The following is a 13,637-nucleotide window of genomic DNA, read 5'->3' on the forward strand; positions in this document are numbered from 1 at the left end:
AAACTACGCAAGCGACTGAGTCCGGTACAGCATCACCGGACGCCGTGCCTGCATCTGCACCGCAACCTTGCGGCCGCTCACCTCAAACTTCACCGCCTCCTTGCGGTCGGCGAAGAGCGAGCGTGCAGCAATATCAGCCGGGTTCCACGAGGTGGGCAGCGTGGCAGTAAGAGGTCCATCGGCGACAGCATACATCGCAATGCGATCGTTGCCGAGCGGGCAGAAGGTCGCGCTATCTCGTGCAACCTCGGCTCCGTCGAAGCTGACGCTGTACCCGTTGCGCGCCCAGTCGATCTCAACGCGGTTGCTCTCGCCCTCGAGCGTAGTAACCGTCTTGTCCCCCATGCGCTCAAAGCCTTCAATGTTGAGCGTATGTAGTCGAAACCACGGCACCATCGCAAGGTAGAAGGCGTCGAGTCGCTGCGCGATGGAAACCGTGCCGTTGAAGATGCTGTGCTGCGACTCACCGTTGAACATCATCAGCGCCAGCGGCAAGTCGCCGCGGTTGCCCGCCCGTCCCCACGTCGTCGACTTGCGGTAGACGAGCGCCATCATCGGCACCGGTTTCCCACCAAACGGACAGGGCGCAGGGCCGCCCGCGTACCAGCACATGCTCATCCTGCCGATGTATGGATATCGCAGCCCCTCGCTGGTCACATCCACGCCATGCTTCTTGAACTCGTCGAGAATCCTGTAGCGACCTGCCTCAAGGTTGCGGATTCCACTCGCCGGATGCTTCGGATCCCAGTCGTTGCGAATAGCGAAGTACGACAGCACATCGACATGAACCGTTCCAGGCAGCTTGTAGCGTTCGCAGGTGTAGCGCACGCGCTCTACGCCGGGGCCCTCCATGTACTTCGCAAGACCCTGAATGTAGGAGACCTCGCCGGTCCAGTTGCGGCTCTTCCACAGTTCGCCGTCGGGCTTGCGCGCGATCATCTCTTCGTCCCACGCCGGACTGGAACGGTAGGCATCGTCATAGTTGTCCGACAGCGAAACCGTGGCGTTGTATCTCTTTGCGCGCTCCATCAGGCGCATCATCCCCTCGTACCCGCCAATGCGTTCATCGACGACATTCACCGCGGGATAGCCAGTGTCTTTGCCGCGAAACTGCCAGCCCCACAGGTGAACCAGTTGCGGCGAACCGTCCGTCAGCGCGTGCATATCCCGTATCATCTCTTCGCAGTGCTCGAACGTCGCCGAGGGCTGCGGAAAGGTAGGCTCGTCGGTGCGAATGCCATAGATGAACTTGTCGTCGTAGAAGTGGCTGGGGATCGCCGGCATGCGCGCGCGTACAAGCTTCGCTCCGTCGATCCAGGTGGGCCTGCGCCCCGCCTCCGGCTCAAGGAAGTCCAACCGCATAGAAGATTTCTGCTCAACAATCAGATTGGGAGTCTGCTGATTGTCGCAGCTCTTCGGCGCCTCCCGCCCGAGGTTCATGTCATAGCACGCACTGCCATCAACGCGATACACCTTCGTTGTACCCATCGCTGCGCGGCGGTTGGGTGCCGAGCCCGAGACCTCGAGCAGCGTACCGTCCATATAAGCCGTGGTCTCCTGCACGCACACAGCGCCGGAGTGCCCGGTCATGATGACAGGCAGGATGCCGTTGATCTCGCCCCAAAACGTGTTCGGCCTCAGCTTCCCCGCCTTCGCATCACTCAGCGCGACAAGATCGCCGCCGGAGTCGCCATGCGCCAGCCACGCTCCGTCCTCCGATTCGCTGACCACGACAAGAGACGGCATCGAGAGCGAGATGAACTCAAAACCGTCCCGCTCCCTGACATCCTCAAGAGTGACGCGAACGGTGCTGCCTTCAAGGGCGTAGCGGAGCGTGAAGTCCGCCGCCGGCGCGTTCGAAGCGTAGAACGCCGTAAAGTGAAAGTCAGCCGTCGTGCCGTTGATCCTGTTGCCAGCAGGCCTCACGGCAACCGTTGCAAAGCCAAAGGGAGCCTTGCTGTGCACCGTCGCCTTGAGCGGCTGACCGAAGCCCTCACCCGCAAAGCGAACGCCAGATCGGCGCAACCGGTACTCGTACGGGACACCATCGTCAGGATCGAGGAGTAGCTCAACCGCGGCCGAACGCAGCGTGACGGGATGCGAGGGAGCAGGGCGTGTCCCCTGCTCCTCCCCAAGCACGCGCGGCAAAAGCGACTCCGCGCCTGCGGCAGCGAGCCCGGCCGCTCCAAGCTTCAGAAACGAGCGGCGGTTCAGTGCTTCATCGACAATCTGCATCTCTGGTCATCTCCGGTACTTCACTGGGCGTGCAGCGGCGTTTACTTCGCCACGCGCAGCAGCACGACGCCATGGCCGGGAATCCTCTCCTTGTAGGTAGAGGCCAGGGTAATCTCCTTCGCCTCCCACACATCCCGCGCCTTCTTCCCGCTCAGGCCCAGCTTCGCAAGATCAACCGTGGGAGACAGCGGCCCCGGATGGCGGTTGAAGATCCCCACGGCCTTCGATCCATCGGCAAGCGGCCGAATCCACACCTCAACAGGCCCCTCGGCCCACACACGATCGCCCTGCCTGCCGGCCTTATCCTGGTCGATCGCGATCACACCGCGGTTCGTCAGCAGCGCAACCGTCTCCGGAGTCATCGTCGCCAGGTCGTTGCCCGCCAGCAGCGGCGCCGCCAGGATCGCCCAGAGGCTCATGTGCGTGCGATACTCCTCCGTGTTCATGCCGCCGTTGCCCACCTCTAGCATGTCAGGATCGTTCCAGTGGCCAGGACCCGCGAAGCGCGCGAGCCCCGCCTGGCTGAAGCCGATCGCAGACATGCTGGCGTACTTGTCGCTGATGTCCCCCGTCGTTCGCCACAGGTTGCCACCCACTTCAGTTCCCCACTCCCATACCGCATCGTTGCCGTACTGGCACAGGCTGTAAACGATCGGACGTCCGCTCGCCTTCAGTGCGTCGCGCATCTTGATATACGCATCGACCATGATCTTGTGCGCCGCCTCAGGCGAAGGCGATGCCTTCATCTGCTCGCGAAGGCCGCACAGGTCGTACTTCAGATAGTCGATCCCCCATGCCGCATACGTCCGCGCGTCCTGCTCCTCATGGTTCAGACTGCCCTCGTACTTTGCGCAGGTCTTGGCGCCCGGCGAAGAGTAGATGCCCAGCTTCAGGCCCTTCGAGTGAACGTAGTCGGCCAGTGCCTTCATGTCAGGAAATTTGCTGTTGGCCTGAATGTTGCCCTGTGCGTCGCGCTCCCCCTCCCACGTGTCATCGATGTTCACGTACACGTAGCCCGCATCGCGCATGCCGCTCGAGACCATAGCGTCGGCGGTCGCCCGGATCGTCTTGTCATCCACCTTGTCGCGAAAGTGATTCCAGCTGTTCCACCCCATCGGAGGAGTGGCAGCGGGACCTTGTGCATAGAGCGGTGCAGCCAAAGCAGCGGTAACGAAGAGCGCAAGAGCAGAACGAACGAGGGCCATGAATGAAGGGGTCTCCTGAAATGGAATGCCGGAACGCGTGAAAGTATACGTTTACAGGTGAACGCTTGGCCAGAGCAAGCGACAAATTCTCGAGAGATGCCATTTCTATGGGTGAATCTATTTCTTGGACCTGGCACCTACCCCGGCGGCAAACCACCGAGATACATGTAAGCCGTATTCGTGCACTCGCCTAGAAGCTTCGCAATCGTCGGCGAGGGAAAGCGGCGGTTGTACGGCGTAGCCCAGCCGATGGCCTCGCCCGTAGGCGGTAGACGAACCTCCTGCTTGATGCCCGACGCCTTCTCGAAGGGTGAAGGATCGAGCAGCCCATCCGTCGAGACCTGCACAAGATGCCTCAGCGCCCCGCCGCGCTCGGAGTAAATATCGATCCCGTTCGGCATTCCAAGCTCAGCCAGCATCACCAGCGGTGCGGCTGCGTACAGATGGTAGTGGAGAGCGCGGGCACCACGCGCCATCTCGCGCGGCAGCGTACCGTCCGGACGGATCGCGGCGATGCCCTCGCGAGCTGCACGCATCGCCCAGTCGAAGTCTGCGCGATCGTCCGCAGCGATCCCCACCGCCGCCAGCTCCACTGCGGCCCAGTAGAGGTGATTGTTCTGCGACGCCGGGTCCTTCCTCTCGCGAGCGTCGTAGAACTCGCACGTCTCAGCAGCAACAGCCTTCATCCACGGAAGGATCACGGCCTCCTGCTCGCGCGAGACAGCGCCCGAACCGCGAACCTTCAGGTACGCAATCGCCTCGGCGCCCAGCACCCAGCCCTGCACGTAGTACGCCTGGCTCGAAGACATCCTGCCGGTAAGCGAGTGCCTGCGAGCGTTCGCCTCGATGTGCGCAATTACGCATCGAGCCGCCGCAAGTGAGCCGGTAGCCCGATAGGCGTCCGCCGCGGCGACCACCTGATCGCCGTCGCGCTTCACCGGGCCGGAGCTCTCGGCATAAGCCTTCATCTTCACCGGATCGACTATCGAGTGAGTCGGATCGTTGTCCGCGTAGAAGCCGTCAGTAACAAAGTCGACAGGCAGGTCCGCAACCGCCGGACAATCATAAGGAGTCTCGGTGGCCTTCATCGGCTTGCCATCCCAAGGCGAACCCAGCGGCCCCGCGTGCAAAATCATCGCACCAAAAAGAAACCAGACAGTTATGCAGACCGAAGCCAGCGACCGACGGCGAAAAAGCGGAGTCATACAGCCAGATTGGATCACTTTGTATCCCGAATGGAGTGTTCTTTGCACCATGATTCTGCTAGGACGCAGGGCCGCACGTAAAGTTTCGCGGATAGCAGAGTATTTTATTAGTTGAACTCAATTTTCATTTTCCAATTGACACCCGTATCTCGAGACACGTAAAAGTAGCACGGACTTTAGGTTGCGCAGAGTGCCGCACTGCCGTCGCTGCAAAGGGCGCTGGCCAATTTGGGCCCAATCATCTCCTCCAACGGGAGCCGAGTCGCGAGTGCCGCTGGCACGCACGACCGCGCAGCGCCCTGTTGAGGCCTTCAAAGGCAGGAACAGCAAATGATGACAGTACCGGCCCGGAGCGCACTCCTGGCAATCATGGGAGTAACGCTGTGCGCAGTCTCCTCTCCGACAGCGCTCGCGGCACAGAAGAGCCCAGCCGGACGTGCCACCGGATCTACGGCTCAGTCGCAGGAGTGGGCGCGACTTGAGACCCTCCTCAGCGGCATCCACGGCGTCAGCACAGCGTCACCCGCAAACCTCGTCTCTTCGAAGTACACCTCCGGAGCCCTGATGGGCAACGGAGACATCGGCGTGGTCGCCGGCGATCCCCTTCCCTCGCAGCAGACCTTCTGGTTCGGCAAGTCCGACTTCTGGGGCTCCCATTGGAACACCCGCCACAACAGCACCGAGGTGTCGATCCTCTCCCTCGGCCACCTGACGCTCTCCTCCCCCGCAAAGGCAAGTGAGCCCGAAACTGTCTACCGCGTCGATCAGGACATCCTCCACGCGCGCGTCGACTCAACCCTCAAGCTCGGCGAAGCCACCGTTCACCTGAGCTCCTGGACCGCCGAGAACGAAAATCTCTTCCTCACCGAAGTCAAAGCAGACGGCGGCGCATCTGTCCCGCTGACGCTCACGCTCGCCATGCCTGCGCCCGATCCCGAAGCCCACACCGTCTTCCCTGGCGCTGCCGGTATTCGCGATGGCGCGTTATGGGCGACTCGCGAAAACAACCTCACCGGCGAGGCAGACTACAAGGCGCGAGCGGCAATCGCAGTGCGGTTGCTCGGAGCGAAGCTCATCGACCCAACCACCGCAACCAACAGCGCCTCGGCAAGCTTCGTGCTGAAACCCGGCGCCTCCGTCTGGATCATCACGTCATTTGAGAGCGACGCGCGCATGAACCCCAACGGGCCCAGTGCAGCCACCCTGGCAGATCACGCGCTCGAACAGGCAGCGCCGATAACGCCCGCCCGCGTCAGCACACTTGAGCGCGAACACCTCGACTGGTGGAAGCAGTTCTGGCTGCGCTCCTTCATCGAAGTCCATGACAAGGTCCTCGAGGACTATTACTACGGCGCCCTCTACGTTCTCGGCACCTCCAGCCGCCCCGGCAAGCTGCCGCCGTCCCTCTGGTCAAACTTCCTCACCACCGACAACGCCGGCTGGGGCGGCCGCTACTTCATGAACTACAACGAGGAGGCTCCCTTCTACGGCGTCTTCTCCAGCAACCGCCCCGAGCTCGCCGAGCCCTACAACCGCATGGTGCTCGCCCAAATTCCCTGGCAGAAGAATCGCACCGCCGCAGCCGGATACAAAGGCGTCGCCTTCCAGCGCACCTTCTCGCCCTTCACCGTCATCGCCGATCCTCCCGCACCCGTGCCCGTCGCCGCGGAAAAAAACTGGAAGAAGCTCCCCGCTGATCAGAAGTCGAACGGGACCTTCAGCCTCCTCCCCACCATCCAGTACTACGAGTACACCCAGGACCGCGAGTTCCTGCGCACGAAGCTCTATCCGGCGATGAAGGAGTTCGACGCCTTCTGGCGCGACTTCGCCGTCCGCGACACAACCGGTAAGCAGTGGATCTTCGAGCACACCTCCGCGCACGAAGGCGGTGACGACCTGAACGCCAGCCTCGACATCGGCTTCGCCCGCCGCGTCGCGCGCGAGCTCATCGAGACCAGCAAGGTGCTCGGCGTCGATGCCGAGATGCGCCCCATCTGGCAGAGCTTCCTCGACCAGCTCACTCCGTACCCATCCGGCACCGTCAACGGCAAGACCGTCTACTACATCGCCGAATCCATTAAGAACAACATCAAGAATCAGGGCCCCTTCGAACCGGGCGACCAGCCCATCAACCTCGAAGGCCCCGTCTATCCCGGCGAGAACCTCTCCATCGGCGGCGACCCGCGCCAGCTCGAGATCGCACGCAACTCCATGGAGGAGATGCACTCCTGGTCCGTAACCAAAGGCGGCAACTCCTACAACGGCTTCTGCAAGATCTTCCCCATCGCCGCTCGCATCGGCTGGCCCTCCGACGATCTCGTCGCGAAGTTCAAGGCCGCCATCCAGTACCAGTGGCGTCCCAGCAACCTCACCGTCTTCCAGGGCGGCGGCGGCATCGAAACCGCAGGCTCCATCGAGGCCCTCAACTCCATGCTGCTGCAACACGAAGACGGCGTCATGCGCCTCTTCCCCGACTGGCCCGCGACCATGGACGCCTCTTTCACTCGCCTCCGCGCCAAGGGAGCCTTCCTCGTCTCCAGCCAGCAGCGCAACGGCAAAGTCACCGCAATCGACCTCACCAGCGAAAAGGGAGGCCCTCTCACCATCCAAAGCCCATGGGGCAACGCCGCCGTCACCCTCTCCGGAGCCTCTTCCCCGCTGCAGCCGGACGCCAGCGGAAGAATCTCGTTGAAGACGATGGCAGGAAAGTCATACCATCTCTCTGCACAATAAAACTTCTGTTTGATATATGAAATTTGCTTTGGCACCAAAGGAAAGAAGGAAGACCATCAAAACCCGCCAAGAGATTCTCCCCCTGCTGGCCAGTGCGCCGTTCTTCGCCAATAGCCTTCTGCAATCTCCCCTGACGAGCCCCCTCTTCGCCGAGACACAGGCCGTCACCGACTGGTCCCGCGCCCTCTGCGACGCCACGATGCAGCGCACGCCCGACCCAACGAAGCTCGGCGGCTGGGGCTACGCCGTATCGCTCTACCTCTACGGACAGTTCCTCGTCTACAAGCGCACCGGCGAGAAGAAGTACCTCGACTACATCCAGGGCTGGGTCGACAAGCACGTCTCCGAGGACGGCGTCATCGACCGCTCCATCTCGGCGCTCGACTACATGCTGCCCGGCAACCTGCTTCTCGTTCTCTACGCCGAGACGAAACAGGAGAAGTACCGCAAGGCCGCCGACAGCATTCGCCACCGCCTCGACACCTATCCCCGCACCGAGGACGGCGGGCTCTGGCACGCTCTCTCACGCCAGCATCAGCTCTGGCTCGACGGCATGTTCATGTCGATGCCCTTCCTCGTCCGCTACGGCAAGGCATTCCAGGACGAGACCTACGCCAACGACGAAGCCGCCAAGCAGTTGCTCATCTACATCAAGCATCTCAACGATCCCGCTACCGGGCTCATGTGGCACGCCTACGATGAATCCGGCGCTCAGCCCTGGGCCGACCCCGTCACACATCACTCCTCCATCTTCTGGTGCCGCGCCATCGGCTGGTTCGGCATGGCGCTCATTGAAGTGCTCGAGATCCTGCCCCACAATCACCGCAACGCAAAGAGCTCATCGCCCAGGTCGTTCAACTCACCCACGCCTATGCGAAGTATCAGGATGCGGCAACCGGCCTTTGGTATCAGGTCGTCGACAAGGGGGCCATCGCGGGAAACTGGCTCGAAACCTCCAGCTCTTCCATGTATACGTACACAATCTACATGGCCGTCCAGCGCAAATACATCCCCGGGAAGATGCTCGAGGTCGCCTGCAAAGGCTATCGCGGCGTGCTCACCCAGCTCTCCGTCGACGCCGACGGACAGGCCCACATCGCCAACATCTGCGGCGGAACCAACGTCGGAGACATCAACTACTACTTCAACCGTCCACGCAACACAGATGACTTCCACGGACTCGGCGCCTTCATCATCATGAACGAGCAGCTGCGCCAGTCGCATTGTGCTTCAAAGCATGCCTGACCCACAAACGGCATGCGCAGGAAAAAGTAGGGAATGAAAGGGAGTACTGCATGAATGGCCAACGTAGATTGAAGTCGGCTCCGGTAGGTGTAGTCGGCAAGGTCCTTCGCATCCTCGAAGTGCTCGACCGCGCCCCCGGCGGCCTGCCCCTCAAGGACATCGCCGATGTCACCGCGCTCAACAAGAGCACGGCCCATCGCTTCGTCGCTCATCTAGAGGGCGCAGGCTATCTCTTCCGCGACGAGAGCAAGGCCTACATGATCGGCCCCAAGCTCGTGCGCCTGGGCAGTGGAACCACCTACCAGACCACGCTCTGCCGTCTCAGCCGGCCCATTCTCAACCGGCTCTGGAAACTCACTGGCGAGACCATCAATCTCGCCGTCCTCGACGGCCGCGAGGTCTTCTACGTCGATGTTCTCGAAAGCCTGCACACCTTCCGCCTCGTCTCGCAGGTAGGCACGCGCCGCCCACTGCACTCCACAGCGCTCGGCAAGGCAATCCTCTCGCGCATGGAACCCATGGCCCTCGAAGACGCCCTGCGTGGAATCCGCTTCGAGCGCAGCACACCGAAAACGATCTCCAGCGTCGCCCAACTCCGCAAAGACCTCGCCCTCAGCGCCGAGCGCCGCTATGCCATGGACGACGAAGAGGTCGTCACCGGCGCGCGTTGCATCGGAGCCGCCATCCTCGACGCCAACGGCAAGGTCGCCGCAGGCCTCAGCGTCTCCGGCCCCGTCGTCCGGCTCATCCGCGAAAAGGTCCCTCTCTTCGCACGAGCTCTATGTCTCGCCGCCGATGAGATATCGCGTAAACTCGGCTATAACGGCGAGCCGCTTCCGGAGTTGCATCGAACCTCTTCAGCGGCGCGACCGCAGACCAAAGGCGCCATTCTGCGTCCCTCGTCTCCGCTCGCAGCGCAAAGAAGGACATCGGGACGCCTGACCTAGTCCAGAGGAGTTCGGCACTTCCTCTATTCGATCACGTCCTACTTTCCAGGAGACCCAGCATGGACATGCGTGACATCGCGAAGCTCGCAGGCGTCTCGAGCGCAACGGTATCGCGCGTCATCAACGGCTTCAACAACGTCACGCCGGCAACGGCCGAGCGCGTCCGCCGCGTCATCGAAGAGACCAGGTTCTACCCCAACAGCAGCGCCACCACCCTGAAGCACGGCAAGAGCAGCACCTACGGCCTCATCATCCCCGACATCACCAACCCCTTCTTCCCCGAGTTCATCCGCAGCTTCGAGCGAATCATGGTCGAGTGGAACCGCGACATGCTCATGGCCACCACCGACTTCCATGCCTCGCGCATCCAGCAGTCCATCCGCCGCATGCTCATTCGCAAGGTCGATGGCGTTGCTCTGCTTGCCTCCGAGATCGAGACCGAGCCCATCGAGGTACTCATTCACAACCGCGTCCCCCTCGTCACGATGGACCGCCGCCTCACTGGCCCAGGCCTCAGCGACGTCCTGATCGACTACGGAAGCGCACTGGATGAGGCGGTCAAGCACTTGAAGCGCCTCAAGCACCGCCGGATCGCCTACATCGGTGGCTCCGTTGGCCCCACCATCTCCGACCATCGCCGTGACGCCTTCATCGAAGCCATGAACAACAACGGCCTCAAGGTCGAGCCCGAGTTCATCCGCGCCGGCAACTATCGCATCTCCGGCGGCCCGGCGAGACGGCCATGGCCGAACTGCTCAGCCTCACCCGCCGCCCAACCGCCATCCTCGGAGCCAACGATCTCACCGCGATCGGAGCTTTGCGTTCCATCCAGAAGCACAATCTCTCCGTGCCGGAGAACTTCTCCATCATCGGCTTCGACGACATCGAGCTCGCCGACATCCTCCATCCACCCATGACGACGCTGCGCCTATCGCGCTCCGAACTCGCAGGCCTCTTCTTCAAGGCGCTCGAGACCCTCCGCTCCAATCCGCACGCCCCCCGGCCAGCAGTATTCCATCAAAGCCAGCCTCGTCGTCCGCGGGTCCACCGCCCCATGCCGCGAGTAGTCACTTCCCTCAGCGAAAGTACACGTTAAGCCACAAGCATCCACCCAGCAACAGCAACGCCAGCACCCACGAGGCTAGCGGCGCGCGCACCGACTCCGCAAGCCGCGTCCGATACGTGATCCCGGCGAGCTCCTCCATCGGCTTCGGTCGGGTGTGCAGGCTCAGCATCATCGTCGCCGCCAGGCAACTCGCGAATCCCAGCACCGCGCCGTAGAAGTTCGCGCTCATCTGACTGCCGTAGTGAAGCAGGTGAAAGCGAAACGCAAAGTTATGCGCGATGGAGATCGTCATCCCGATCGCCATCCCCCAGAAACCAGCGTCCGGCGTGGCCCACGTCGTGAACATGCCCAGCAGCAGCGTCGCAAACAGCGGCGCATTGAAAAGCGAAAAGACAAGCTGCAGATAGTCCATCAGCGTGCTGTAACGAAATGCAATGTAAGCCGCTGCAATGCTGAAGCACGTCGCTCCCACCGTGGCCAGCCGCCCCACCGTCACATAGTGGGCATCGCTCTTGCTCCTCACCATATGCGTTCGATAGAGGTCATGCGTCCAGATCGTCGACATCGCCGAAATGTTCCCCGCCTGCGCCGACATCAGACTCGCAAGAATCGCCGCAAACCCCACGCCAAGCAGCGCCGGCCGGTAATAATGGAGCATCATCGCCGGAAGAGCTTCGTCGAAGCTTCTTGCCCTCCCCGCCAGCACCTGCGAAGCCGCCAGCCCAGGCACTACCACAAGCAGCGGAAACACCAGCTTCGCAATCGCCGCAAAGAGCGGCGTGTTGATCGAACCGCGAATCTCTCGCGCCGCCATCGCCCTCTGAATCAGCATGAAGTCGGTGCACCAGTATCCAAAGCTCAGCACAAACCCCAGCCCCGCCACCACTCCTACTACATCCATCGGCGCGCCGGCCCGATCAGCGAGCGGCATCGTAGTCCACATGTGCCGTATTCCCCCCGGCAGACTGTTCCGCAAGCCATCGATCCCGTGAAACTGCCGCAGCACAAGATACGACAGAGGAATCAATCCGGCGACCGTAATCCCGACTTGAAGAATCTCGTTGTAAATCGTCGCCTTCAACCCACCCAGCGCAACATAGCCGAAGATAACCACCGTCGTCAGCGCAACCGTCTCAGGAAAATTCCATCCCAGAAAGACGCGCATCACCGACGCGATCGCATATAAACTGATCCCCGAGATGAACCCCATCATCACCGCCAGCGAGACGGCATTCAGTATCTGCGTCCTCTCGTCGTACCGCAGTCGCAGAAACTCCGGCACTGTCAGTGCCCTGCTCTGCGCATAAATCGGCATCATGAACAGCGCCAGAAACACCATCGCAGGAATCGCGCCAATCCAGTAGAAGTGCAGCGCCAGCGCCCCATACTTCGCACTCGCAGCGACGATCCCCACAATCTCCAGCGCACCGCAGTTCGCCGCCAGAAATGCGATCGACGTCACTGCTGTCGGCAGCATCCGCCCCGCATGAAGAAACTGCGCCGACGTCCCTGAGCTTCTCCTCGAGACGTATCCAATCACCAGAGTCGCCATCAGATAAAGCCCGACGATAGAAAACGTAACCGGATTGGCTGCAGGCGAGCTCAAACTCTTCGATCATAGCGTCTCATGACGCGCGGCCAGACTTCATCTTCTCCATGCGGCTGTAAAGCTCCTGCAGAACCTCGACGTCAGCCTCCGCCTCTGCTCGATTCGGCTGCTCATTGCTGTCGTCCCACCCCGAATCTTCCCCGCCCGTGTTCGACTGCACCACGATACCGTCGCGACGCGCAAGCACATTGACGTCCTTGTAGTAGAGCCCGTAGTGGACACCCTCCTGCGGAATCAACCACGCAATCTGCCCTCGAACCGGAACAATGCTCTCATCCGACCACAGCTGCCGCGCCCCATATCCCGTGCAGTTGATAATCACAGGCTGCGGCAGCGAAGCCACCTCCTGCGGCGATCGAAACTCCCGCGTCTCGATCTTCCCGCCCGCGATCAGAAAGTCATTCATCAGCTGACGCGAGTAGTCGGCGACATTGAAAGACAGCGAAGTACTCCGCCAAACATACTTCGTCGGAAACGGATGCATGCCCTCCGGAATCTCCTGCGGCCGCGGCGTCAGGTCCGCGATCCTCCCGTTGTAGTGGGCAAACCCATGCGTATCCATCTGCCGCATCTTCGCCGTACTCTCTTCATGCGTCACGTCCGAAAGCGAGTAGCGATCCGTCCACTCGATCGGCGATCCCGGCATCCCCAGGTAGCTCTGGTACATCGCAAACGACGTCCGCGCCATCGCCTCCCACTGCGCCGCAAACTCCGGCCCCGCCGCCGAGGTCAGTGCAATTCGCGAATCCGGAGTCCACGACCCCGTCGCCCTCGCCGACCGCACATACGGCGGCCTCTCCTTCGCATAGATCGTCACCCGAAGCCCCGTGCGCTGCGCCGTGATCGCCGCCGTCAACCCAAGCGCTCCGCAACCCACCACGGCAATCTCGCTTCCCCCGTTCGCCGCCTCCAGCGCCTTCCGCACCGCCACATCAGCCGATCCCCACGAGAGCGACCAACCGCTCCCCCCATGGCCGTAGTTATGCACAATCACCCGCTCGCCCGCCCGCTCCACATCCATGCGCGGACCCGCCGCGCGAAACGGCCTCAGGCACACCGTAATGCGAAAGATGCGATCGACATGCGCGCGAATCGGCGGAATCGGCCCCAGCGCGTCATAGAACGGAAGCTGCGGAGCAATCACTCCTGCATTGGACACAGTCGCCGCCTTGCGTGCGCATCCGGTCAGCCCCAGGGCACTCGATCCAATCAGTGCAGCCGAGCCGTGCAGAAAAAAACGACGATCCATCGCGCATCTCCTGGAAAGAGGTGGAAGGCAAGCTTCAAAAAAGTGGCTTGGAGAGAAGCGTGTGCTCAACCTCAGTTATAGAAGAAAACCCGCTCAACGCAAGACAAAAACTTTCCCCTAATGCGCAGGGGCCGACTCCATGG

General features: G+C 61.7%; 8 protein-coding genes and 2 pseudogenes. 5 read left to right on the forward strand and 5 right to left on the reverse strand.

Translation table 11 applies throughout. The annotated features are described in order from the left end of the window. Positions 1–3 precede the first annotated feature (3 nt). The 3 genes from Q363_RS34540 to Q363_RS34550 all read right to left on the reverse strand — a co-directional run bounded on the left by Q363_RS34540 (position 4) and on the right by Q363_RS34550 (position 4,576). A complete protein-coding gene (locus tag Q363_RS34540; protein WP_035359572.1) occupies positions 4–2,235 on the reverse strand; it encodes an endo-alpha-N-acetylgalactosaminidase family protein in 2,232 nt (743 codons plus the stop codon). Positions 2,236–2,276: 41 nt separating this feature from the next. After that, positions 2,277–3,440, reverse strand: a complete 1,164-nt coding sequence (locus tag Q363_RS34545; RefSeq protein WP_035359573.1) for a glycoside hydrolase family 27 protein — start codon at positions 3,438–3,440, stop codon at positions 2,277–2,279. A 137-nt stretch (positions 3,441–3,577) separates the two neighbouring features. After that, complete coding sequence (locus Q363_RS34550) at positions 3,578–4,576, reverse strand: alginate lyase family protein (protein WP_169747249.1); 999 nt, start codon at positions 4,574–4,576, stop codon at positions 3,578–3,580. 399 nt (positions 4,577–4,975) lie between these two features. Here Q363_RS34550 and Q363_RS34555 point away from each other — a divergent pair, with 399 nt between their 5' ends. The 5 genes and pseudogenes from Q363_RS34555 to Q363_RS47410 all read left to right on the forward strand — a co-directional run bounded on the left by Q363_RS34555 (position 4,976) and on the right by Q363_RS47410 (position 10,666). Beyond that, positions 4,976–7,378, forward strand: a complete 2,403-nt coding sequence (locus tag Q363_RS34555) for a glycosyl hydrolase family 95 catalytic domain-containing protein (protein WP_035359575.1) — start codon at positions 4,976–4,978, stop codon at positions 7,376–7,378. Between the two features lie 199 nt (positions 7,379–7,577). Continuing rightward, a pseudogene (locus Q363_RS34560) lies at positions 7,578–8,623 on the forward strand (glycoside hydrolase family 88/105 protein). A gap of 50 nt (positions 8,624–8,673) precedes the next feature. After that, positions 8,674–9,570: an IclR family transcriptional regulator gene (locus Q363_RS34565; RefSeq protein ID WP_084081050.1), complete on the forward strand. Its 897-nt coding sequence runs from the start codon at positions 8,674–8,676 to the stop codon at positions 9,568–9,570. A 65-nt stretch (positions 9,571–9,635) separates the two neighbouring features. Beyond that, positions 9,636–10,268 (forward strand): annotated as a pseudogene (locus Q363_RS34570) (LacI family DNA-binding transcriptional regulator); the annotation flags it as partial. Positions 10,269–10,312: 44 nt separating this feature from the next. Beyond that, entirely contained in the window at positions 10,313–10,666 is a 354-nt protein-coding gene (locus tag Q363_RS47410; protein WP_425387831.1) for a substrate-binding domain-containing protein, read from the forward strand. Here the strand turns inward: Q363_RS47410 and Q363_RS34575 are convergent. Beyond that, positions 10,647–12,242: a sodium:solute symporter family transporter gene (locus tag Q363_RS34575; RefSeq protein ID WP_035359580.1), complete on the reverse strand. Its 1,596-nt coding sequence runs from the start codon at positions 12,240–12,242 to the stop codon at positions 10,647–10,649. The two genes, Q363_RS47410 and Q363_RS34575, sit on opposite strands and share 20 nt — an antisense overlap. A 19-nt stretch (positions 12,243–12,261) precedes the next feature. Beyond that, on the reverse strand, positions 12,262–13,494 hold the full coding sequence (locus Q363_RS34580) for an FAD-dependent oxidoreductase (RefSeq protein WP_035359582.1): 1,233 nt from the start codon (positions 13,492–13,494) through the stop codon (positions 12,262–12,264). Between the last annotated feature and the right edge of the window lie 143 nt (positions 13,495–13,637).

Source organism: Edaphobacter aggregans DSM 19364 (assembly GCF_000745965.1).
GTDB lineage: Bacteria > Acidobacteriota > Terriglobia > Terriglobales > Acidobacteriaceae > Edaphobacter > Edaphobacter aggregans.

What these genes read in the sequence shown, in the direction of transcription:
- Q363_RS34550 (WP_169747249.1), bottom strand. Translation starts at nt 4,576, where the DNA reads ATGATTTTGCACGCGGGGCCGCTGGGTTCGCCTTGGGATGGCAAGCCG.
- Q363_RS47410 (WP_425387831.1), top strand. Translation starts at nt 10,313, where the DNA reads ATGGCCGAACTGCTCAGCCTCACCCGCCGCCCAACCGCCATCCTCGGA.
- Q363_RS34545 (WP_035359573.1), bottom strand. Translation starts at nt 3,440, where the DNA reads ATGGCCCTCGTTCGTTCTGCTCTTGCGCTCTTCGTTACCGCTGCTTTG.
- Q363_RS34580 (WP_035359582.1), bottom strand. Translation starts at nt 13,494, where the DNA reads ATGGATCGTCGTTTTTTTCTGCACGGCTCGGCTGCACTGATTGGATCG.
- Q363_RS34540 (WP_035359572.1), bottom strand. Translation starts at nt 2,235, where the DNA reads ATGCAGATTGTCGATGAAGCACTGAACCGCCGCTCGTTTCTGAAGCTT.
- Q363_RS34555 (WP_035359575.1), top strand. Translation starts at nt 4,976, where the DNA reads ATGATGACAGTACCGGCCCGGAGCGCACTCCTGGCAATCATGGGAGTA.
- Q363_RS34565 (WP_084081050.1), top strand. Translation starts at nt 8,674, where the DNA reads ATGAATGGCCAACGTAGATTGAAGTCGGCTCCGGTAGGTGTAGTCGGC.